This window comes from Azospirillum brasilense (genome assembly GCF_003349955.1).
In the GTDB taxonomy this organism is placed as follows: Bacteria; Pseudomonadota; Alphaproteobacteria; order Azospirillales; family Azospirillaceae; genus Azospirillum; species Azospirillum brasilense_B.
This window is the reverse complement of sequence record NZ_QLKQ01000012.1, coordinates 56,432-78,238: the sequence shown is the minus strand read 5'-3', so window position 1 is coordinate 78,238 and position 21,807 is coordinate 56,432. Positions and strand designations below refer to the sequence as shown.

The 21,807-nt window shown below is 65.3% G+C and carries 21 protein-coding genes; 12 read left to right on the top strand and 9 right to left on the bottom strand.

Annotation, left to right across the window (positions count from 1 at the left end; genetic code table 11):
- Positions 1–1,329: a hypothetical protein gene (locus DXK32_RS07910; protein ID WP_114858007.1), complete on the top strand. Its 1,329-nt coding sequence runs from the start codon at positions 1–3 to the stop codon at positions 1,327–1,329.
- Positions 1,330–1,348: 19 nt separating this feature from the next.
- Positions 1,349–1,729, top strand: a complete 381-nt coding sequence (locus tag DXK32_RS07905; RefSeq protein ID WP_114858006.1) for a hypothetical protein — start codon at positions 1,349–1,351, stop codon at positions 1,727–1,729.
- Here DXK32_RS07905 and DXK32_RS07900 read toward each other — a convergent pair.
- From DXK32_RS07900 to DXK32_RS07890, 3 genes are all read right to left on the bottom strand, one after another.
- The gene (locus tag DXK32_RS07900; protein ID WP_114858005.1) at positions 1,726–2,652 is read right to left on the bottom strand and encodes a DMT family transporter; all 927 of its coding nucleotides are present in this window, start codon (positions 2,650–2,652) and stop codon (positions 1,726–1,728) included. The two genes, DXK32_RS07905 and DXK32_RS07900, sit on opposite strands and share 4 nt — an antisense overlap.
- A 164-nt stretch (positions 2,653–2,816) precedes the next feature.
- Positions 2,817–4,019 carry a CaiB/BaiF CoA transferase family protein gene (locus DXK32_RS07895; protein WP_114858004.1) on the bottom strand — a complete coding sequence of 401 codons (1,203 nt, stop codon included), beginning with the start codon at positions 4,017–4,019 and terminating at the stop codon, positions 2,817–2,819.
- A gap of 162 nt (positions 4,020–4,181) precedes the next feature.
- Complete coding sequence (locus DXK32_RS07890; RefSeq protein WP_114858003.1) at positions 4,182–5,384, bottom strand: acyl-CoA dehydrogenase; 1,203 nt, start codon at positions 5,382–5,384, stop codon at positions 4,182–4,184.
- Positions 5,385–5,589: 205 nt separating this feature from the next.
- Between DXK32_RS07890 and DXK32_RS07885 the strand changes: the two genes are divergently transcribed.
- From DXK32_RS07885 to DXK32_RS07865, 5 genes are all read left to right on the top strand, one after another.
- On the top strand, positions 5,590–6,507 hold the full coding sequence (locus tag DXK32_RS07885) for a LysR substrate-binding domain-containing protein (protein ID WP_114858002.1): 918 nt from the start codon (positions 5,590–5,592) through the stop codon (positions 6,505–6,507).
- A 290-nt stretch (positions 6,508–6,797) separates the two neighbouring features.
- Entirely contained in the window at positions 6,798–7,895 is a 1,098-nt protein-coding gene (locus tag DXK32_RS07880) for an ABC transporter ATP-binding protein (RefSeq protein WP_247877034.1), read from the top strand.
- A 95-nt stretch (positions 7,896–7,990) separates the two neighbouring features.
- Complete coding sequence (locus tag DXK32_RS07875) at positions 7,991–9,037, top strand: ABC transporter substrate-binding protein (protein WP_114858001.1); 1,047 nt, start codon at positions 7,991–7,993, stop codon at positions 9,035–9,037.
- A gap of 169 nt (positions 9,038–9,206) precedes the next feature.
- Positions 9,207–10,469, top strand: coding sequence for an ABC transporter permease (locus DXK32_RS07870; RefSeq protein WP_114858000.1), 1,263 nt, complete (start codon positions 9,207–9,209; stop codon positions 10,467–10,469).
- Positions 10,466–11,296 (top strand): ABC transporter permease, encoded by an 831-nt coding sequence (locus tag DXK32_RS07865; protein WP_162801115.1) that lies wholly within the window; start codon positions 10,466–10,468, stop codon positions 11,294–11,296. The genes DXK32_RS07870 and DXK32_RS07865 overlap by 4 nt, the downstream gene beginning before the upstream one ends.
- Positions 11,297–11,445: 149 nt before the next feature.
- Here DXK32_RS07865 and DXK32_RS07860 read toward each other — a convergent pair whose 3' ends face one another.
- Positions 11,446–12,030, bottom strand: a complete 585-nt coding sequence (locus DXK32_RS07860; protein ID WP_114857999.1) for a cupin domain-containing protein — start codon at positions 12,028–12,030, stop codon at positions 11,446–11,448.
- A 140-nt stretch (positions 12,031–12,170) separates the two neighbouring features.
- Here DXK32_RS07860 and gabD point away from each other — a divergent pair, with 140 nt between their 5' ends.
- From gabD to DXK32_RS07845, 3 genes are all read left to right on the top strand, one after another.
- Positions 12,171–13,631, top strand: coding sequence for an NADP-dependent succinate-semialdehyde dehydrogenase (gene gabD / locus DXK32_RS07855; RefSeq protein WP_205215668.1), 1,461 nt, complete (start codon positions 12,171–12,173; stop codon positions 13,629–13,631).
- 38 nt (positions 13,632–13,669) lie between these two features.
- Positions 13,670–14,956: a 4-aminobutyrate--2-oxoglutarate transaminase gene (gabT, locus tag DXK32_RS07850; protein WP_114857998.1), complete on the top strand. Its 1,287-nt coding sequence runs from the start codon at positions 13,670–13,672 to the stop codon at positions 14,954–14,956.
- Between the two features lie 131 nt (positions 14,957–15,087).
- Positions 15,088–15,972 carry a hypothetical protein gene (locus DXK32_RS07845; RefSeq protein ID WP_114857997.1) on the top strand — a complete coding sequence of 295 codons (885 nt, stop codon included), beginning with the start codon at positions 15,088–15,090 and terminating at the stop codon, positions 15,970–15,972.
- 9 nt (positions 15,973–15,981) lie between these two features.
- Here DXK32_RS07845 and DXK32_RS07840 read toward each other — a convergent pair whose 3' ends face one another.
- The 4 genes from DXK32_RS07840 to DXK32_RS07825 are packed head-to-tail and all read right to left on the bottom strand — an operon-like array spanning position 15,982 to position 17,974.
- Positions 15,982–16,347 carry a DUF1428 domain-containing protein gene (locus DXK32_RS07840; protein WP_114857996.1) on the bottom strand — a complete coding sequence of 122 codons (366 nt, stop codon included), beginning with the start codon at positions 16,345–16,347 and terminating at the stop codon, positions 15,982–15,984.
- 41 nt (positions 16,348–16,388) lie between these two features.
- Positions 16,389–16,823 (bottom strand): VOC family protein, encoded by a 435-nt coding sequence (locus tag DXK32_RS07835; RefSeq protein ID WP_114857995.1) that lies wholly within the window; start codon positions 16,821–16,823, stop codon positions 16,389–16,391.
- Between the two features lie 49 nt (positions 16,824–16,872).
- Positions 16,873–17,337 (bottom strand): SRPBCC family protein, encoded by a 465-nt coding sequence (locus DXK32_RS07830; RefSeq protein WP_114857994.1) that lies wholly within the window; start codon positions 17,335–17,337, stop codon positions 16,873–16,875.
- Positions 17,324–17,974: a TetR/AcrR family transcriptional regulator gene (locus DXK32_RS07825; protein ID WP_114857993.1), complete on the bottom strand. Its 651-nt coding sequence runs from the start codon at positions 17,972–17,974 to the stop codon at positions 17,324–17,326. The genes DXK32_RS07830 and DXK32_RS07825 overlap by 14 nt, the downstream gene beginning before the upstream one ends.
- A 205-nt stretch (positions 17,975–18,179) precedes the next feature.
- On the opposite strand from DXK32_RS07825, the gene DXK32_RS07820 reads away from it, so the two are divergent.
- Together DXK32_RS07820 and DXK32_RS32060 are read left to right on the top strand one after the other, a co-directional pair.
- A complete protein-coding gene (locus tag DXK32_RS07820; RefSeq protein WP_114857992.1) occupies positions 18,180–19,367 on the top strand; it encodes a DUF262 domain-containing protein in 1,188 nt (395 codons plus the stop codon).
- A 204-nt stretch (positions 19,368–19,571) separates the two neighbouring features.
- Positions 19,572–20,414 (top strand): MAE_28990/MAE_18760 family HEPN-like nuclease, encoded by an 843-nt coding sequence (locus tag DXK32_RS32060; RefSeq protein WP_162801114.1) that lies wholly within the window; start codon positions 19,572–19,574, stop codon positions 20,412–20,414.
- Between the two features lie 145 nt (positions 20,415–20,559).
- Here the strand turns inward: DXK32_RS32060 and DXK32_RS07815 are convergent, their stop codons facing one another.
- Complete coding sequence (locus DXK32_RS07815; RefSeq protein ID WP_114857991.1) at positions 20,560–21,675, bottom strand: M14 family metallopeptidase; 1,116 nt, start codon at positions 21,673–21,675, stop codon at positions 20,560–20,562.
- Between the last annotated feature and the right edge of the window lie 132 nt (positions 21,676–21,807).

Genomic DNA, 21,807 nt, shown 5'->3' with positions numbered 1-21,807 from the left:
ATGATCACCGATCCCAAAGCCCTCCTCAGCCTCGGCACCAAGCTTCTCGACATCGACGAGGCCCGCTTCCGGCAGGTGGTCGACCTGCTCCAGCAGATCGGCGACCACCCCGAGGTGCAGCACACCTTCTCGCTGATCCGCCCACGGCTGGCGGAGGTGCGGCCCAAGCGGCGCGCAACCTTCAAGCGGCTGTTCTGCGAACCGTTCGAGGACCTGTTCCAACTTCCCGGCGGCAACCAGCCGGCTCCGCTGAACAAGCTGGACCGCGGGGTGGTCAACGCCCTGTGGCCGCTGGTCGAGGGCCAGATCGGCAAGGAGCGGCTGCGCAGCGTCGATGCGGCTCTGGGCGGGCCCGGAAACGCCGCGGGCGGCGCCCAGCAGGCGGAGAAGGCCCGCGCCTTCTGGTCGATGGCCGCCGCCGCCGTGGCCGACATCCGGGAGCAGACGGAGACGGGGCGCTTCGCGGACGAGCTGGGGCTGCGCCTGAACCCCGACCGCGCCCGCACCATCGAGGACATCGCCCGCATCCTGACGATCGCCCAGCCGGTGGCCGAGCTGAAGGCCGTCCTGTCGCCCAAGCCGGTCCAGAAGCTGCACAAGGACCATCTGGACGGCATCCAGGCCATCGGACGGCAGGTCGCGCGTGGGCGCCCGGAGGCGCTGAAGCTGTTCATCCTGCTGGCCGCGGCCCGCCTGTCCGACCCGTCGATCCTGCTGGGCAGTCTGTGGGACATGGATCTGGGCCAGAAGTCCAGCGACCGCGCCGCCCTGTTCCTGGACCTCAGCGGCACGGTGGTGGCGCAGATCGAGGAGCGGTCGCGCGGCGTCGCCTCGGCCTCCGGCGGCACGGTGGATCGCATGGCCGCCGCCACCCTCGCGGTCGATCTGGTGGCCAGCCTGGAGGCCACGCGCAACGCCATGGAGCACAGCCGCAACAAGGACTTCGACCAGCGGCTGAAGACCATCCGCAACTCCGTGCACGAGCTGGTGCGCACCCAGGTCCTTGACGGGGCGGACGCCGAAATCCTCTCCGCGGTGGAGACGCTGGTCCCCGGCACCGACACCGCCCGGATGGCGCAGGCCGAGAACCAGGCCCGCGCCCTGCGCAAATGCTCGACCATCGCCGACACGCTGGGCCTGCGCGGCGAGCTGAAGAGCGTGACCCAGCAGGCCACCGCCTCGCTGACCGGAACGGCGCGGCAATCGCTGGCCGACGGCGTCGGCGACGCGCGGACCGGCTACACCGCCATCCGCATGATCGAGCTGATTGCCGGACCGGCGGAGGCCAACCAGATCATGGACGACATCCTGAGGGGTGGCCGCCGCTGAGGGGGACCGGGAAGATCGCATGACGCGTCGCGGAGGCTATGTCGGCTGGGCGCTGCCCGAGGCCGAACGCGCCCGCCTGCTGGCGCGGTTCCCGGCGCGCTACGCCCGCACCGTCGCCCATCACGTCACGCTGGCCCACGGCGTCGGGGCACGACATCCGTTGCCCGCGGAGCGTGAGGGAACGGTCCTGGGGCTGGCCGACGATGGGGAGGGCGTTCAGGCGCTGGTCGTCGCCATCGCCGGGACGACCGAGCGGCCCGGCGGCGGCACCTACCACGTCACATGGTCGCTGGGGCCGGGCCGCCGCGCCGTGGAGTCGAACGCGGTGATCGCGCGCCTCGGCTGGACTCCGGTGGAGGCCGTCACCGTCCGGCTGGAGCCGCGCTTTTTCCCTTTTTAAGCGCCGGGGCCGCCGCTGGCGTTGGCCTCCGCCGCCGCACCGCGGTTCAGCGCCTGCTCGCGGTGGAAGACGAACAGGCCGCTGCCGATGATGAGCAGCGCGCCGACGATGATGCGCAGGGTCGGCGCCGTGCCCCAGACCAGCAGGTCCAGCACCACCGCCCAGATGATCGACACATATTGGAACGGCACCACCACCGCCGCCGGGCTGAGTTGGAGCGAGCGGTTCATCGCCGCGTGCCCCACCAGCGCCGTGACGCCCAGCGCCCCCAGCAGCAGGAAGTCCAGCCCCGGCGGCGGCACCCAGACCAGCGGCAGCGCCGCACTGCCGAGCAGGCCGGTGCCGAAGGTCTGGAAGCTGACCAGCGACAAGTTGCTCGAATCGCGCAGCAGCCGGGTCGAGATCAGGCCGGTGGAGAAGACCAGCGTGCCGAACAGGGCGACCAGCGACGGCACCGCGTCGAACTGGCCCGTCGGGTTCAGCACGATCACCACCCCGGCGAAGCCGACCACCACCGCCGCCCAGCGGCGCCAGCCCACCTTCTCGCCGAGCAGCGGCACCGACAGGGCGGTGACGATCAGCGGAGCGGCCATGTAGATGGTCATGACGTTGGCGAGCGGCAGCGACCGCACCGCCCAGTAGAAGCACGCGACCTCCCCCGCCACGCAGCCGACGCGCAGAAGATGCAACGGCAGCCGCTTCACCGCGAAGACCGACCGCACCCCCTCGCGCAGGATCAGCGGGGCCAGCAGCATCGCGCCGAACAGGCTGCGGATGGCCAGCAGCATCGCCACCGGGTAGTCGGCGACCAGCCATTTGCCGAGCGCGTCGTTGACGGTGAACAGCGACATGCCCAGCAGCATCAGCAGGATGCCCAGGCGGGTGTCGGTGGCGGCGGAGGACGGGGTGCTGGAGGCGATCATCTCGGTTCACGCAAAAATCGGCATTCCCAATCCCCTCTCCCCTCTGGGGAGAGGGTTAGGGTGAGGGGGTTGAGCTTTTGCCGGACGTACCATCGCGCGCAACCCCCTCACCGGCCCTTCGGGCCACCCTCTCCCCAGAGGGGAGAGGGCTATGATGGTCGGGTTCAGACCACGCCCTTCTCCCGCAGGGCCGCGATGTCCGCCGCGCATAGGCCCAGCGCCTCCCCCAGCACGGCGTCGGTGTGCTGGCCGAGCGTCGGCGGGGCGACCGTGTGCTCGATGGGGGTCGCGGAGTAGCGGATCGGGCTCGCCACCGTCGGCACCGTCCCGGCGGTCGGGTGCGGCAGGTCCTGGTGGATGTGGCGGGCCTGGACGTGGGGATCGGCGAAGACCTGGGACACGTCGTTGATCGGCCCGCAGGGCACGCCCACCGCCTCCAGAGCCGACAGCCAGTCGCGGCTGGTCCGCTGCTCCAGCAGCAGCTCCAGGATCGGCACCAGCTCCTTGCGGTTGGCGACGCGAGCCGGGTTGGTGGCGTAGCGCGGGTCCTGCGCCAGCTCCGGACGGCCGGCGACCTGGCAGAACTTGGCGAACTGCCCGTCGTTGCCGACCGCCAGGATGATGTGGCCGTCCAGCGTGGCGAAGGCTTGGTAGGGAACAATGTTCGGGTGGGCGTTGCCCAGCCGCTGCGGCGCCTTGCCGCCGACCAGATAGTTCATGGCCTGGTTCGCCAGAACCGCCACCTGCACGTCGAGCAGGGCGAGGTTCACCCACTGCCCCTCCCCCGTCCGATCGCGGTGGGCCAGCGCGCCGAGCACGCCGATGGTGGCGTAGAGGCCGGTGAAGACGTCGGTGACCGCGACGCCGACCTTGACCGGCCCGCCGCCCGCCTCAGAGTCCGGCTGGCCAGTGATGCTCATCAGCCCGCCCATGCCCTGGATCATGAAATCGTAGCCGGCGCGCTTGGCGTAGGGGCCGTCCTGCCCGAAGCCGGTGATCGAGCAGTAGACGAGGCCGGGGTTGATCGCCTTCAGGCTGTCATAGTCCAACCCGTACTTGACCAGCCCGCCGACCTTGAAGTTCTCGATGACCACATCGGCCTGGGCGGCCAGCTTGCGCACCAGCTCCTGGCCTTCCGGGCGTTCGAAGTCGATGGTGATCGACCGCTTGCCCCGGTTGGTGGAGAGGAAATAGGCCGACTCCTCCCCGGCCCAGGGGGGACCCCAGGCGCGCGTGTCGTCCCCGGCGCCGGGCCGTTCGACCTTGATGACGTCGGCGCCGAGATCGGCCAGCGTCTGCGCCGCCCACGGCCCGGCGAGCACGCGGGAAAGTTCCAGGACACGGACATGGGAAAGCGGGCCGGGCATGCTCTACATCCCTATAAATTCAACCATTTTCCCCTCGCCCCTCTGGGGAGAGGGTCAGGGTGAGGGGGTTTTGCTTGTGCCGGATCTTCCGCCGTGCACATCCCCCTCACCGGCCCTTCGGGCCACCCTCTCCCCAGAGGGGAGAGGGCTTCAACAATCACCTCACGCGAAGGCCTGGATGCCGGTGATGGCGCGGCCGAGGATCAGGGCGTGGATGTCGTGCGTGCCCTCGTAGGTGTTCACCGCCTCCAGGTTCATCACATGGCGGATGACGTGGAACTCGTCGGCGATGCCGTTGCCGCCGTGCATGTCACGGGCGACGCGGGCGATCTCCAGGGCCTTGCCGCAGTTGTTGCGCTTGATGAGCGAGATCATCTCCGGCGCCGCCTTGCCCTCGTCGAGCAGGCGGCCGACCTGCAGCGCGGCCTGCAGGCCGAGCGCGATCTCCGTCTGCATGTTGGCGAGCTTGAGCTGCGGGATCTGGTTCGCGGCCAGCGGGCGGCCGAACTGCTTGCGGTCGATCTGGTACTGGCGGGCGGCGTGGAAGCAGAACTCCGCCGCACCCATGGCGCCCCAGGCGATGCCGTAACGGGCGCGGTTCAGGCAGCCGAAGGGACCGACGATGCCCTCGATGTTCGGCAGGCGGTTCTCCTCCGGCACGAAGACCTCGTCCATGACGATCTCGCCGGTGGCCGAGGCGCGGAGCGAGAACTTGCCCTCGATCTTCGGCGCCGACAGGCCCTTCATGCCCTTTTCGAGCACGAAGCCGTTCATCTTGCCCTCGTCGGTCTTCGCCCAGACGACGAAGACGTCGGCGACCGGCGAGTTGGTGATCCACATCTTCGCGCCGCTGAGGATGTAGCCGTCCGCGACCTTCTTCGCGCGGGTCTTCATGCCGGCGGGGTCGGAGCCGGCGTCCGGCTCGGTCAGGCCGAAGCAGCCGATCCACTCGCCGGTGGCGAGCTTCGGCAGGTACTTCTCGCGCTGCGCGTCGCTGCCGTAGGCGTAGATCGGGTGCATGACCAGCGAGGACTGCACCGACATGGCGGAGCGGTAGCCGCTGTCCACCCGCTCGACCTCGCGGGCGACCAGACCATAGGAGACGTAGTTGACCCCGGCGCAGCCGTAGCCGTCGATGGTGGAGCCGAGGAAGCCCAGCTCACCCATCTCGTTCATGATCTCGCGGTGGAAGATCTCGTGCCGGTTGGCCTCGGTCACGCGCGGCAGCAGCTTGTCCTGGCAATAGCTGCGCGCGGCGTCGCGGATCATCCGCTCGTCCTCGGTCAGCTGCTCGTCGAGGAGCAGCGGGTCTTCCCAGGCGAAGGAAGCGAGCTTGGCGGAGGCGGCTCCGGTCTTGGCGGCCATGTTTAAAATCTCCCCTGGCAGGATGTCCAAGGCCGCCCGTCTGCGGGCGGCCTTGGACATCCTGCCGAATTATTGAGCTGCAGGTTTCGCCCGATTGGGCGAAACCTGCATGGGTCCGATGCGCCCCAACATGGCGCGGTCGCTTTCATGGTTCAAATACATTTATCAGGGGACTTTAATATGATCCTCATATAAATAAGGCGCCATGGACCTGCGCCATCTCCGCCATTTCGTCGCCGTCGCCGAGGAGCTGCATTTCAGCCGCGCCGCCGCCCGTCTGGGCATCGGGCAGCCGCCGCTCAGCCAGTCGATCCAGGCGCTGGAGGCCGAGCTGGGCGCCCGCCTGTTCGAGCGCACCAAGCGCCGGGTCGAACTGACCGAACCGGGCCAGCTCCTGCTCGGCGAGGCGCGCGAGATCCTGGCGCGGGCGGAGCGCGCGGCCGTGCTGACCCGCCGCGCCGCCAAGGGCGAGGTCGGCGAGCTGCGCGTCGGCTTCACCGCGGCGGCTCCCTTCCTGCCGATGGTGCCGCGGATCATCGACGCCTACCGCCGCGCCCACCCCGACGTGCATCTGACCCTGGTCGAGCTGCCGTCCAAGCAGCAGTTGACCGCGCTGGCCGACCGCCGGCTCGACGTCGGCTTCATCCGCGAGCCGCGCTTCGTCCCCGATCCCGACTCCTTCCGCTTCCACGACGTGGTGCGCGAGCCGCTGCTGGCGGTGATGCGCGCCGACCACCCGCTGGCCGGGCGGGAGGTCGTGCCGTTGGCCGCCCTGCGCGACGAGCCCTTCGTCTTCTACCCCGCCGATTTCGGCACCAGCACGCACGAGCAGGTCTTCGCGCTTTGCGCCGCCGCCGGATTCCGCCCCAACGTGACCCAGGACGCGCGCGAGGCCTTCACCATCATCGGGCTGATCGCCGCCGGGCTGGGCGTGTCGATTCTGCCCGGCCAGCTTCGGCAGGTGGCGCTGGAAGGGGTGGTGTACCGGCCGCTCGACACGCCGGACGCCGTCACCACCCTGCAACTGGCCCAACGGAGCAACGAAAGTTCGCCCCTGGTGAAAAAATTCACCGGTCTGGTGGAGCGGATCGTTCCGTTTGTTCCACCCATCCCCGGCGCCTGAGCGGCGACTCGGGGGAAATCGCCGGTCCGGACGCCAAACCTCCCAAAGTCTGGGTTTTCAAGCGGTCAAGGAAGGAGCAAACTCCCGTTCAAACCGCGTGCACGGCCTTCGCAGATGCACAAATTTTCGTCAGACCGTTGAATTGATCGCGACGCGAGCAACGGGCTTGTCGAATTTATTAAACGGGTATACCGTCTGACCCATTGCATAGGTCCTGTGTCGGGAACGCAACCCTGGCCCCGGACCGCGCTCGGGACACCTCGGACGGGGGGAGGATGATGGACGGCGGCATGGTCACGACCGCACAGGCACTGGTGCGCTTCGTCGGGGTCCAGAAGACCTATGACGGCGAACACCTCGTGGTGAAGAACCTCGACCTCGACATCAAGAAGGGCGAGTTCGTCACCCTGCTCGGCCCTTCGGGCTCGGGCAAGACGACCACGCTGATGATGCTGGCCGGCTTCGAGGTCCCCACCCACGGCGAGATCTATCTCGCCGACCGGCCGATCAAGAACATGCCGCCGCACAAGCGCGACATCGGCATGGTCTTCCAGAACTACGCGCTGTTCCCCCACCTGACGATCGAGGAGAACGTCGCCTTCCCGCTGACCGTGCGCAAGATGCCGCGGTCCGAGGTGAAGGAGCGGGTGCGCTCGGCGCTGCGCATGATCAAGCTGGAGAATCTGGCGCACCGCCATCCCGGCCAGCTGTCGGGCGGCCAGCAGCAGCGCGTGGCGCTCGCCCGCGCGCTGGTCTTCAACCCGCAGCTCGTCCTGATGGACGAGCCGCTGGGCGCGCTGGACAAGCGGCTGCGCGAGCACATGCAGCTCGAAATCAAGCAGCTGCACGAGACGATGGGCATCACCGTCGTCTACGTCACCCACGACCAGAGCGAGGCGCTGACCATGTCGGACCGCATCGCCGTGTTCAACGACGGCATCGTGCAGCAGATCGACAAGCCGGACGCGCTCTACGAACGCCCGGTCAACAGCTTCGTCGCCAACTTCATCGGCGAGAACAACGTGCTGAGCGGCACCGTCGAGAATATCGAACAGGGCTTCTGCCGGGTGGCGCTGGCGGCGGGCGGTTCGGTCGTGGCCCAGGCGGTCAACATCGCCGGCGCCGGGGCGGCCACCGCGTTGTCGGTCCGGCCGGAGCGCATCAGCATCCTGACCGACGGGCAGGCCCCGGACGGCATGAACGCCCTGCCCGCCCAGGTGCAGGACACCATCTATCTCGGCGACCACGCGCTGGCCGTGCTGAAGGTCGCCGGCAACGGGGAATTCATGGTCAAGCTGCCGCCGGGCGCCCACGCGGGTCTCAGCCACGGCCAGAGCGTGTCCATCGGCTTCCGCCCCGAGGACTGCCGGGCGCTCGATCCCGTGTGATCGGCCGCATCCGTCCGTCCGGTCTCTCCGGGAGGGGGGACCGGGGGCGCGCACCACCTCCTGACGCAACCACACATAATGAAGGAACGGGGACGATGTCGAAGCTTAAGGTGGCAGTTGGGTTCCTTGCGACGTTCACCGCCGGTGTGGCGCTTGCCACCGCCGCGCAGGCCCGCGACCTGACGGTCGTGTCCTGGGGCGGCGCCTATCAGGAAGCCCAGAAGAAGGTCTATTTCGAGCCGTTCAAGAAGACCGGCACCCCGATGAACGACGAGTCCTGGGACGGCGGCATCGGCGTGCTGCGCGCCAAGGTCCAGGGCGGTGCGGCGACCTGGGACGTCGTCCAGGTGGAGAGCGAGGAGCTGGCCGTCGGTTGCGAAGAGGGCCTGTTCGAGACGATGGAGTTCAGCCGGATCGGCGGTGAGCAGGCCTACCTGCCGCAGACCGTCGATGCCTGCGGCGTCGGCGCGATCGTTTACGACTTCGTGCTCGGCTACGACAAGGACAAGCTGAAGGACGCGCCGAAGAGCTGGGCCGACTTCTTCGACACCACCAAGTATCCGGGCAAGCGCGGCCTGCGCCAGGGCGCCAAGACCACCCTTGAGATCGCCCTGATGGCCGACGGCGTCGCGCCGAAGGACGTCTACAAGGTCCTGGGCACCGAAGAGGGCCTGGAGCGCGCCTTCAAGAAGCTGGACACCATCAAGAACGACATCGTCTGGTGGAAGGCCGGCGCTCAGCCGCCGCAGCTCCTGGCCTCGGGCGAGGTGGCGATGACGTCCGTCTACAACGGCCGCATCGACGCCGCCAACAAGGCCGAGAAGAAGAACTTCGGCATGGTGTGGAACGGCGCGCTCTACACCATCGACAGCTGGGTGATCCTGAAGGGCAGCCCGAACAAGGAGGCCGCCTACAAGTTCCTCGACTTCGTCGGCAAGGCGGAGAACCAGGCGAAGCTGTCCGAGAACATCGCCTACGGCACCTCCAACAAGGACGCCCCGTCCAAGCTGGCCCCGGCGGTTCTGACGGACCTGCCGACCGCTCCGGAGAACATGAAGAACGCGGTCGAGATCAGCGTTCCCTTCTGGCTGGAGAACATCGACCGCCTGACCGAGCGCTTCAACAAGTGGGCGGCGAAGTAAGCCGCTCCCGTACTTGAGTGGTTGCGACGGGCCCCCACCCCGGCCCTCCCCCGCTTCGCAGGGGAGGGAGATTGGTCCCCTCCCCTGCGAAGCGGGGGAGGGTTAGGGAGGGGGCCCACCTCGACCACCCCGCACACATCATCTACCGCATTTTCGAAATAGGCCGCCCATGACAGCCGCGTTCGTCGCCGGCGCCGATGCGTCGTCCGAGGTGCCTCTCAAGCGCCGCCTGAAACGGGCGGAGCGGACGCGCCGGCTCAAGGCCCTGGCGCTGATCCTGCCGCTCCTCCTCTTCCTGCTGTTCACCTTCCTCGGTCCCATCGCCGGCATGCTCTGGCGGTCGGTCGACGACTGGGAGGTGCGTCAGGTCATGCCCCACACCGTCGCGGCCCTGGCCGACTGGGACGGCAAGGACGTTCCGGGCGAGCCGGCCTTCGCCGCGTTGGCCGGCGACATCCGCACGGCGCGCGACGCCGGCACCGTCGCCATCGCGTCCAAGCGGCTGAACTACGCGCTGAACGGCTTCCGCACCATCATGTCGGGCACCGCGCGCAACCTGAAGGCCCTGCCCGAACCCGGCACCGCCAAGGACACGCTGATCGGCATCAACCCGGCCTGGGGCGAACGGGCCACCTGGGCGGCGATCAAGGGCGCCAGCGGGCCGCTCACCAGCTTCTACCTGCTGGGCGCGCTGGATCTGACGCGCAACCTGGACGGCGCCATCGTCGCCGCCCCCGAGGAGCAGGCAATCTACCGCGACGTCTTCGGGCGCACCTTCACCATCAGCCTGGGCGTGACGGTCCTCTGCCTGATCCTGGGCTTCCCGGTCGCCTACATGCTGGCGACGCTGCCCACGGGCCAGTCGAACGTGCTGATGATCTTCGTGCTGCTGCCCTTCTGGACCTCGCTTCTGGTGCGCACCTGCGCCTGGATCGTCGTGCTGCAGAGCGAGGGCATCGTCAACGACAGCCTGCGCTGGATCGGCCTGATCGACGAGCCGCTGCGGCTGATCTACAACCGCTTCGGCGTCTATGTGGCGATGACCCATGTGCTGCTGCCCTTCATGATCCTGCCGCTCTACAGCAGCATGCGGTCGATCTCCCCGGCCTACATGCGGGCCGCGGCGTCGCTCGGCGCCTCGCCGGTCACCGCCTTCCTGCGCATCTACCTGCCGCAGACCGTGCCCGGCATCGGGGCGGGCAGCCTGCTCGTCTTCATCCTGGCCATCGGCTACTACATCACGCCGGCCCTGGTGGGCGGCGCCGCCGACCAGATGATCAGCTACTTCATCGCCTTCTACACGACGGAAACCGTCAACTGGGGTCTGGCTTCGGCGCTGGGCGCGGTGCTTCTGCTCGCCACGCTGCTGCTCGCCGTCGTCTATGGAAAGCTGGTCCACGGCCAGCAGGTCACGGGAGGGATGAAGAATTGAGCGACAACCATTCCCCCCGGACCGCCAGCCAGCGCATCGCCTGGATCACCACCGTGGTCGTCGCATCGCTGGTGCTGGTCTTCCTGATGGCGCCGATCCTGGCGATCATGCCGCTGTCCTTCAGCTCCGGCTCCTACCTGACCTACCCGCTGCCCGGCTTCTCGCTGCGCTGGTATGAGGATTTCCTGAACTCCCCGCGCTGGGTGTCGTCGCTGAAGAACAGCGTCATCATCGGGGTGGCCTCGACCATCCTGTCGATGGTGCTGGGCACGCTGGCCTCGCTCGGCCTCGCCCAGTGGAAGAGCAAGTTCAAGCCGCTGGTGCTCGCCATCGTGCTGTCGCCGGTCGTCGTGCCGGGCGTCATCACCGCGGTCGGCCTGTACTTCTTCTTCGCGCCGCTGGGCCTGACCGGCAGCTACGCCGGGCTGATCCTGGCGCACACGGCGCTGTCCACGCCCTTCGTGGTCATCACGGTCAGCGCGACGCTGCAGAGCTTCGACATGAATCTGGCGCGGGCCGCGGCCTCGCTCGGCGCCTCGCCGATCTACGCCTTCCGCCGGGTGATCCTGCCGCTGATCCTGCCGGGTCTGGCCTCGGGCGCCCTGTTCGCCTTCGCCACCAGCTTCGACGAGGTGGTGGTGGTGCTGTTCATGGCGGGTCCGGAGCAGCGCACACTGCCGCGTGAGATGTTCAGCGGCATCCGCGAGAACATCAGCCCGACCATCACGGCGGCGGCGGTGATCCTGACGACCATCTCGGTCATCCTGCTCGCCACGCTGGAGGCGCTGCGGCGCCGCAACGAGCGGCTGAAGGGCAACCTGCGCTGAGCCTCATTTCATATGTTCTGGCTGATTCAGCCCTCTCCCCTCTGGGGAGAGGGTGGCCCGTAGGGCCGGTGAGGGGGTTGCGCGTGGCGGCAGGTTCGGCAAAAGCACATCCCCCTCACCCTAACCCTCTCCCCAGAGGGGAGAGGGAATTACAGGTACGGCGGGGTGCAGGCGCTGATGATTTCGCATTCCTCGTCGCCGAGGTTGCGGAAGCGGTGCGGGATGCGGCTGTCGAACAGATAGGCGTCGCCGGGGCCGAGGATTTCCTTGCGGTCGCCGACCGTCAGCTCGATCCGGCCCTTGATGACGATGCCGCCCTCCTCCGATTCATGCTGGAGCATGGTGCGGCCGCCGGTGTCGGCGCCAGGGGCGTATTTCTCGTGCAGCACCTGGAGGTTGCGGCCGCGCAGGTCGCCCACCTGCCGGAAGGAGATGGAGCCGACCCGGCTCTTCACCAGCCCGGTCAGCTCGACCAGATCGCCGCCCTTGAAGAAGATCTGCTCGCGCGGCGGCAGGTCGTCGGAAGAGAAGAACTCCGCCAGGGTCATCGGAATGCCCTGGAGCACCTTGCGCAGCGAGGAGACAGACGGGCTGCACCGATTCTGTTCGATAAGCGAGATGGTGCCGTTGGTCACGCCCGCCCGTTGCGCCAACTGGCGCTGGGACAGGGCGTGCGCTTCGCGAACCTGCTTGAGGCGCGCGCCCACGTTGAAATCGACAGCGTCCATGTCCATGGATCGGTTCCTCGCTCCTGACCGGAAGGCATACCGGATTCGCGTGTGTGCGTCATCAAAAACTCAACACCCGATTAGGGTTGTTTAATTTATTAAACATGGGTACGCTCCCTTCACATCGCAAATCGAGGCTGATTCCCATGCTGTCGCTGAACGACCAGAGCCTTCTTCGGACGCAAGCCTATGTGAACGGCGCGTGGCGCGACGCCTTCTCCGGCAAGACCTTCGCGGTGACCAACCCGGCGACGGGCGAGGAGCTGGCCCGGGTCGCCGACGTCGGCGGGGAAGAGACGCGGCAGGCCATCAACGCCGCCGACGCCGCCCTGCCCGCCTGGCGCGCCAAGACCGCGAAGGAGCGCGCGGCCATCCTGCGCCGGTGGTTCGAGCTGATCATGGCGGCGCAGGAGGATCTGGCCGTCCTGATGACCCTGGAGCAGGGCAAGCCGCTGGCCGAGGCCCGCGGCGAGGTCGCCTACGGCGCCAGCTTCATCGAGTGGTTCGCCGAGGAGGGCAAGCGGGTCTACGGCGACGTGATTCCAAGCTTCGCCGGCAACAAGCGCATCGTCGTCCTGAAGGAGCCGATCGGCGTCGTCGCGGCGATCACCCCGTGGAACTTCCCCAACGCGATGATCACCCGCAAGGTCGGCCCGGCGCTGGCCGCCGGCTGCACCATCGTCGTCAAGCCGGCCGAGGACACCCCGCTGTCCGCCCTGGCGCTGGCCGAGCTGGCCGAGCGCGCCGGCGTTCCGGCGGGGGTGTTTAACATCGTCACCGGGTCCGACCCGGTCGCCATCGGCGGCGAGCTGACCGCCAGCCCGATCGTGCGCAAGCTGTCCTTCACCGGCTCGACCGAGGTCGGCAAGATCCTGATGCGCCAGTCCGCCGACACGGTGAAGAAGGTGTCGCTGGAGCTGGGCGGCAACGCGCCCTTCATCGTGTTCGACGACGCCGACCTGGACGAGGCGGTCAAGGGTGCGCTGGCGTCCAAGTACCGCAACTCCGGCCAGACCTGCGTCTGCGCCAACCGCCTGCTGGTCCAGGCCGGCGTCTACGACGCCTTCGCCGCCAAGCTGGCCGAGGCGGTGAAGCAGATCCGCGTCGGCAACGGCATGGAGGCCGGGGTCACCCAGGGCCCGATGATCAACGGCCAAGCCGTCGAGAAGGTCGAGGAGCTGATGGGCGACGCGCTGGCCAAGGGCGCCACGGTGGCGCTCGGCGGCAAGCGGCATGGCCTGGGCGGCACCTTCTTCGAGCCGACGATCCTGACCGGCGTCACCACCGAGATGCGCGTGGCCCGCGAGGAGATCTTCGGCCCGGTGGCCCCGCTGTTCAAGTTCGAGACCGAGGCCGACGCCATCCGCATGGCCAACGACACCGAGTTCGGTCTGGCCGCCTATTTCTACAGCCGGGACATCGGCCGGGTGTGGCGCGTCGCCGAGCAGCTCGAATACGGCATGGTCGGCATCAACGAAGGCATCCTGTCGACCGAGGTCGCGCCGTTCGGCGGCATCAAGCAGTCGGGCATCGGGCGGGAAGGCTCCAAGTACGGTGTGGAGGACTTCCTGGAGATCAAGTACCTGTGCGTCGGCCTGGGCGCCTGACGCCATCCTTTCCAATCGGGTCCAATCGGGGGTTTGAGATGAGCAACCAGTCCTTCCAGGATCGTCGCAACGCCGCCGTTCCGCGCGGCCTCGCCAACGCCATGCCGGTCTATGTCGACCGCGCCGAGAACGCCGAGCTGTGGGACGTCGAGGGCAACCGCTTCATCGACTTCGCGGGCGGCATCGCGGTGCTGAACACCGGCCACCGCCATCCGAAGATCATCGAGGCGGTGAAGGCCCAGCTCGACCGCTTCACCCACACCTGCGCGATGGTCACGCCCTACGAGTCCTTCGTGACCCTGGCGGAGCGGCTGAACGCGCTGGTTCCGGGTTCCACGCCGAAGAAGACCGCCTTCTTCACCACCGGTGCGGAAGCCGTCGAGAACGCCGTGAAGATCGCCCGCGCCCACACCGGCCGTCCGGGCGTGATCGCCTTCAGCGGCGCCTTCCACGGCCGCACGCTGCTGGCGATGGCGCTGACTGGCAAGGTCGTTCCCTACAAGGTCGGCTTCGGCCCCTTCCCGGCCGAGGTCTACCACGCGCCCTTCCCCAACGCCTACCGCGGGGTCAGCGTCCAGGACAGCCTGAAGGCGCTGGAGTCCCTGTTCAAGTCGGACGTCGACGCCACCCGCGTCGCCGCGATCATCGTGGAGCCGGTGCAGGGTGAGGGCGGCTTCAACATCGCCCCGCCGGAGTTCCTGCAGGCCCTGCGCAAGATCTGCGACGACAACGGCATCCTGCTGATCATCGACGAGATCCAGACCGGCTTCGCCCGCACCGGCAAGATGTTCGCCATCGAGCATTCCGGCGTCGAGCCCGACCTGATGACCATGGCGAAGAGCCTGGCCGGCGGTTTCCCGCTGTCGGCGGTCACCGGCAAGGCGGAGATCATGGACGCCCCGATCCCCGGCGGCATCGGCGGCACCTACGCCGGCAGCCCGTTGGCGACCACCGCGGCGCTGGCCGTGCTGGACGTCATCGAGGAGGAGAAGCTGATCCAGCGCTCCAACGACCTGGGCGAGCGCATCGCCGGCCGCTTCCGCACCATGGCCCAGCGCAACACGCTGTCGGTGATCGGCGACGTGCGCAACCTGGGCGGCATGATCGCCATGGAGCTGGTGAAGGACCGCGGCACCAAGGAGCCGGCGCCGGAGCTGACCAAGGCGCTGGTCGCCAAGGCGGCGGAGAAGGGCCTCGTCCTGCTGTCCTGCGGCACTTACGGCAACGTGATCCGCATCCTGGTTCCGCTGACCGCGTCGGACGCGCTGGTGGACGAGGGGCTGGACATCATCGAGCGCTCCCTGGAGGAGCTGGTCTCAGCCTGACGCTGCGACCCGGTTTTTCAGCGAAGTCCCCAGACTGCACGCCCTCCTTCCCACATGGGAAGGAGGGTTTCTTTTTGTGCGCCCGCCCGCTCCCGCTTTAGGATAAGGGCGCGGAGCGGAGGGGCAAGCCCATGGCCGGCGGGATCGACATCGTCATCATCAAGAAGAACGGTCTGGGCGACGCCGGGGCCAGCGTCTTTTCAGAGGTCGCGGAAACCCTGCGCTTCGCGCTGCGCCGCCTGGGCATCGACGCGGAGATCGTGTGGAACCGCGTCGGCCGCCGACGCCGCGCCATCGTCCTGGGCGGGCACGATCTGTCGCCGGAGGAAGGCGACCGGCTGCCCAGCGGCACCATCCTCTACAATCTGGAGCAGATCGCCACGCTCCACCCGCGCAACGCCCATTATCTGGACCTGCTGCGCCGCTGCCGGGTGTGGGACTACAGCCCGCGCAACATCGCCGATCTGGCCGGCCAGGGCATCCGGGCGCGCCACGTCCCCATCGGGCATGTGGACGAGATGACCCGCATCCCGAACAGCCCCTCCCCCGGCATCGACGTGCTGTTCTACGGCGCCGTGAACCCGCGCCGCCGCGCGATCCTCGACGCGCTGGGCGAGCGCGGCCTGACCGTGGTCGGCCTCCAGCATTATTACGGCGAACTGCGCGACCGCTTCGTCGCCGACGCCAAGCTGGTGCTGAACCTGCATTACCACGAGGCGGGCATCTTCGAAATCGTCCGCGTCTCGCACCTGCTGTCGAACCGCAAGGCGGTGCTGGCCGAGCGCCACCCCGGCACCGAGATCGACCCCGACCTGCTGGACGCCATGGCCTTCGCCCCCTACGACGGGCTGGTCGAGGCCGCCTGCGCGCTGGTCGCCGACGATGCGCGGCGGGCGGCGCTGGCCGAGGCCGGGTACCGGCGCATGAGGGAGCGGGACGCGGCGGCGCTGATGCGCAACGCCGCCGCGGACCTCGGTCTTTCAAACAGCGAAGCCGGCGCGCTCACCGGCTCCTGACGCGCCCGCTCAAATCTCGACGACCGGCGTGAAGCCGCCGAAGATCATCCGCTTGCCATCGAAGGGCATCGGGTTGTTCTCTGGGCTGAACCGCTCGTCGGTCTTCATCAGCTCCTCGATCCGCCCCATCCCGGCGTCCCGCGTCGCCTTGTCCGGCCATTCGATCCAGGAGAAGGCGACCGTCTCGTCCTCCGTCGCCTGCACCGCCCGGCGGAAATCGGTGAGCTTGCCGTTGGGCACATCGTCGCCCCAGCATTCGATGATGCGCGTCGCGCCAAGCTCCTTGAACAGAACGTCGATCTTGTTGGCGTGGTCGATGAAGGCCTGCTTGTTGGCCGTCGGCACCGCGATGACGAAGCCGTCGATGTAAGCCATGCCCTTCCTCCCTTGTTTGTATGAAGCTTCGGCCCCGTCCGTCAGGACGCCGCCGCGTCCGGGCACTTCGCGCCGGTGTGGTTGAGCATCCAGGGCGTGCCGAAGCGGTCGGTGACCATGGCGAAGCGCTCGGCCCAGAAGGTCTCGCCCGGCGGCATCTCCACGGCGCGGGCGTCCTTCGCCAGCACGGCGAAGACGCGGTCGAACTCGGCGAGCGACGGCGGGGCGATCTGCACCCGGAATCCCTGCGGCGTGCTGTACATGCTGTCCGGCGAGTCGGACGCCATCACCGTGGTCGCCCCCAGCTTCACCATCATGTTCATCACGAGGTCATCGCCGCCGGGCATCCGGCTGTCCGCGTCCGGGGCGTCGCCGTTGCGGAACACATAGACGACCTCGCCGCCGAGGGCTTCGGCGTAATGGGTCATCGCTTCCAGGCAGGTCCCGTTGAAGAACAGGTAGATCGTCGGTTCCATGGTGTCGTTTCCTCCCGGTTCGTTTGTTTCTGAATCAGAGCGTCTTGGGTCAAAGCGTCTGGGCGAGGGCTTCGAGCTGGTCGGTCGCTTTGCCCCAGCCCTCGTGGAAACCCATCTTCTCGTGCTCGTCGCGCGCCTCGGCGCTCCAGTGCATGGCGCGGGCGGTGTAGAGGGTCCGGCCGTCGCCCGCGTCCTCGAACCGCACCTCGGCGGTCATGAAGGCCCGGCCCGACGGCCGCCAGCCGGGGCGGAAGGCGTCGGTGAAGACCAGACGCCGCCCCTCCTCCACGTCGAGGAAGACGCCGGGCTCGCCGAAGGATTCGCCGTTCGGACCGTTCATCAGCGTGAAGAACTCGCCGCCCGGCCGCAGGTCCATCCGGGCCTCGGACACGAACCAGGGCTTGGGGCAGAACCACTGTTTCAGCAGTTCGGATTCGGTCCAGCAGCGCCACAGCGCGCCGCGCGGCGCATCGAGGCTGCGGGTCAGAACGAGGTCGCGCTCACCTTCCGTCATGGGGATTCCCTTTCGAACGGGTCTGTGAAAAGAGCAGCGTGAGGTAGCGTTTCAGGTGATCGACGCTGTCCAGCGCGTCCTCGCGCCCGCCCGTCGCCTTGGCGAGGATGAAGGCGCCCTGGAGGACGGCCTGGGTGTGCCGCGCGAGGCTCGCCGGGGTCCAGTCGGCTTCGATGCCGCGCGCCGCCATGGCCGCCGCGATGTCCGGTTCGAGCGTCGCCGCGTGGCCGAAGATGCTGGCGGCGCAGGCGTCGCGGATTGCCGGGTGCGACCCGTAGACCTCCTGCGTCATGGTCCCGACGAGGCAGGTGAACTCGGCAGGGTCGCCGTCGATGATCGCCTTGCGGAAGTCGACATAGCCGAACAAGCGGTCGAGCGGGTCGTCGAGCCGGTGGTACGGCGCGTTCGCGAAGAAGGCCGAGGTGGTTTCCGCCCAATAGGCGGCGGCGGCGACGCCGAGCGCTTCCTTGGTCGCGAAATGATGGAAGAACGCGCCCTTGGTGACTCCCGCCGCCTTGCAGAGATCATCGACGGAGGTCGCCGCGAAGCCCTTGGCCCGGATGACGTCCCGCGCCGCGTCGAGAAGCCGGGTGCGGGCATCGCCGCGTTCAGGGTGATGTTTGGCGGGTCGTGGCATGGGTCAAAAACATACCGAACGGTTGGTATGGTTGTCAAGCGTGGACATATATTGGCGCGCATCCGTTTCAATACATAAAATTCTGAACTACATGCATACGTAGCTTCCTTATCAGAAATAGAGCAAGCTTGAGATATCCTTTAGAATATGCCATACACCGTTAGTAGTTTAATTGTGAACTTTGATTAGAAGTGGGTGGTCTGCGATGACGTTGATTGCGGCTGAGAAGCGGATGTGGCTAGCCGAGACACGTATTGCACAGGAGGCTCAAACGGATGCCGATATCAACGAGCGCTACCAACGTGGTGAGGGGCGAATAGTTGTCGAAAACAACCGTGAAAAGCTGCCCGGCTTTGTAGATCAGTTAAAAAAATCAGACTATATGGACCTCCGTCCATTTTATCAAAGACGCCCCAGATGGGATGCCGAAAGGCAAAGTCGCCTTATTGAATCTTTTATTATCAACGTTCCAGTTCCTCCTATATTTCTATATGAGAAAAATTTTAACTCATATGAGGTAATGGACGGACAACAAAGGATAACTGCCGTTCGTGATTTTTATGAAAATAAGTTTGCCCTTAAAGGGCTTCAGCATTGGCCGGAATTAAATGGCCGGTATTACCACAATCTGCCGTCTCTAGTTAAGTCAGGAATCGATAGGCGTTCCATATCATCTATAGTTATGCTTAAAGAATCAGCCCCACAAGACGAAGAAGCTTTTCTCTTACGACAGATTGTTTTCGAACGTCTCAACACAGGCGGGGTCGAGCTAGAGAGGCAAGAAATTCGCAATGCTCTCTACCAAGGCGAGCTCAATGAACTCCTACTAAAGCTTTCTCGACACCCCATAATTAGGGGAGCCTGGGGCTTGCCTGAGCACCACCCAGACGAACTGCGTTCGGGTGACAGAGCTTTGTTGAGCAGTAATTTTTTTCAGAAAATGGAAGATGCTGAGCTAGTCCTTCGTTTTTTTGCTTTACGCAACGCGGAACATTATCGGCGTGGCATGCAGGGCTTTTTAGATCTTTATATGATGAAAGCGGCTGAATTCAGCCACGATGATATCATGGCTTTAGAAAACTTATTCCTCAAAACGATAGATGTTGTGCATGAGGTATTTGGCGAAAACGTTTTTCGCCCTTACGATACCGTGAAAAATAGCTGGGCGAAACTTCCTCAGAAAGCATTTTTCGATGCTGTCATGATAGGCACGTCTCACCACATTAGCGATGCGGAAAGAATCAAACAGAAAAAGCGAGTAATTATTGAGAAAACAAAAGACCTATTTCGAATTCATGAAGAAGGAACGTTCACCGGTCGCGCAAATACTAAGGGAGATGTACAGAATAGAATCAATTTATTTAGCAACATGATTGCTTCTGTATTGGACTAAACAATGATCCTGAAGCCATTAGAGCGCCTCCAATTAGGCGCCACTGCTCTAACATCGTACATCACGGCGAACGATGGAATGCGTTCTGTGTTGGGACGACTCCCCATATGCTCTGAACCAACAGAGTTGGAATTTGAGCTGACATCTTTGAGGCATACAGCACCTACAATTCCGCAATGGAGAATTTTGGACCATTGCTCCGCCGTGGGACGCATCTATGCCCTATATGAGCAGTTTGCAGAAAGCATACTCTCGGAGTGGATTGAATTCAGATCAGCTGACGTCAAGTTTCCAGATTTACCTAAGGGGCTAAAAGATGGCTACACAGAAGGGTTTCCTTACATTCTTAGTATGCTTCATAAAAATCGCTATGAGCACTTATCCAGAGAGAATCTTGTTGCGCAATATCATCAAGCATTAAGTGGAAGCTCAAGATATAAGCTTCAAAGCGAATGCTTAACACACCATCAAAATAACCTACGCTGGGATGATCTTGGTCAAATTTTCGCAAGGTGCGGAATTGATGGAATTGGCATTTGGGTCCAGCAAAGCAAATCTCTCCAATTACACTTCCAGAGCACAAGAAAAATTCAGGAGCAAACATCAACTAAGCTAAAAGAGCTCGTTGAGTACAGGAACGCTGCTGCTCATGGCACTGTTGCTGTAGATGAAATACTTGGGACTCAAAAGCTCATCGACATAATTCAATTTGTTATGTGCTTATGCGACACCTTATCACAATTGGTGAACCATGAGGCATTAAAGGTTATGCTTGAAGATGGCAGAGTATCGTGCGTCGGAACAATAACGGAAAATCTATCCTCAAATATTGTAATAGCAATCGTTGAAGGAGTCGTTCTAAAAACTGGCAGCCTCATCGCCGTATCCACGGACAGCTCTTATCACCGCATGACCATTGAGTCTATTCAAATAAATGGCACGCCATTAGCAGAAGTAAATATAGCCAACGCAAAGGAAATTGGAATGAAATTAAACAGTAACGCTCCAAAAAGAGGACGCATTATTCCAATCCAAAACACCGCATAATATCAATTATAGAATCTGGGAGAAAAGTCATAAAAACGATCAATAACCCGTCGCAATCGGCATTCTTAGTTTCAATTATTGGCCCAAAAATAAAAACAATGCAACCATAACTTGAATAAAAATCCACCTGATCCCTAATGAAAGGTCACGCACTCAACAACGGCCCAGTCCTCCGTAGCGTCGTCCCCGCCACCTTGGCGATCCGCTTGCCCGCCAGGGTGAAGCGGGTCGCGCTGTGGGCGTAGAGCACGCCCGCCGATTCGCTGCGCACCGGGGTCACGTCGCCGGTCAGCGGGTCGAGGATGTCGGCGACCACGGCGCCGGCCGCCACGCGGTCGCCTGCCTTGTGGTGGAAGACCACCACGCCGCCCACCGGGGCGGTCAGCGGTTCGGAGGATTCCAGCGGGGTCGGGGCGCACAGCGGCTCCGGCAGGGCCGGCGGCGCGCCGGACAGGACGCCGGCATGGGTGAGGAAGCCGGCGATGGCCCGGGCGTCCGCTTCGCCCTGGGCGTGCTCCACGTCGGCCTGCCCGCGCAGCTCCACGGTCACGGAATGGCAGCCGAAGGGGATCGGGCGGTCGGGCCAGCGCTTGGCAAGCTCGTTCCAGGGGCGGCTGACCGCCTCGTCGAAGGGGTCGCCGCCGGATTCCTCGGCCAGGAAGACCGCCTGCGCGCCCAGCAGACGCTGCAACGGGGCGAAGGCCTCCGCCGACGGCGTCAGGGTGTAGAGGTGCATCACCGCTTCCAGGTCGCAATGCAGGTCCAGCACCCAATCGGCCTGGAGCGCCAGCTCCAGAAGACGGTGCTTCATGTGCTCCGTCTCGGTGCGCGGGGTGCGTTCGGCCAGCGCGTCGGCCAGGGCGGCGCGGATGGCGGCCTTGTTGGCCTCGCCGTCGTCGGTCAGCCGATCGGCCACGCGCTCGGCCACCGCCTCGGTCAGGTGGGGGTAGTCGCGGTTGAAGTTCTTGCCGTCGTCCTGGTCGAAGCGGCCGAGGTGATGGTCCATCAGCGACTGGCCCAGCCCCACCGGGTTGGCGACCGGGACGAGGATCACCTCGCCGGCGATCCGCCCCTCGGCCTCCAGAGCGGTCAGGATGCGGCGCAGCTTGTCGGCCACCAGCATCGCCGGGATCTCGTCGGCGTGCAGCGACGCCTGGATGTAGGCGCAGGGCCGCGCGCCCGCCGTGCCGAAGCGCTGGACGGTCAGGGTCCGCCGGGTGCCGGGGGTGGCGGACGGGAGGTCGATGATGGCGCTGTGCATGGCGGATCGCTGTTGGATGGATGGAAAGCCCGCCCCACCGTGGCGAAGGCCGGGGCGGGCCGCAAGCGCCTTTTGCGCTGGGCTGTTCGTTAAAATCCCCTCTCCCCCCTGGGGAGAGGGTTTAGGGTGAGG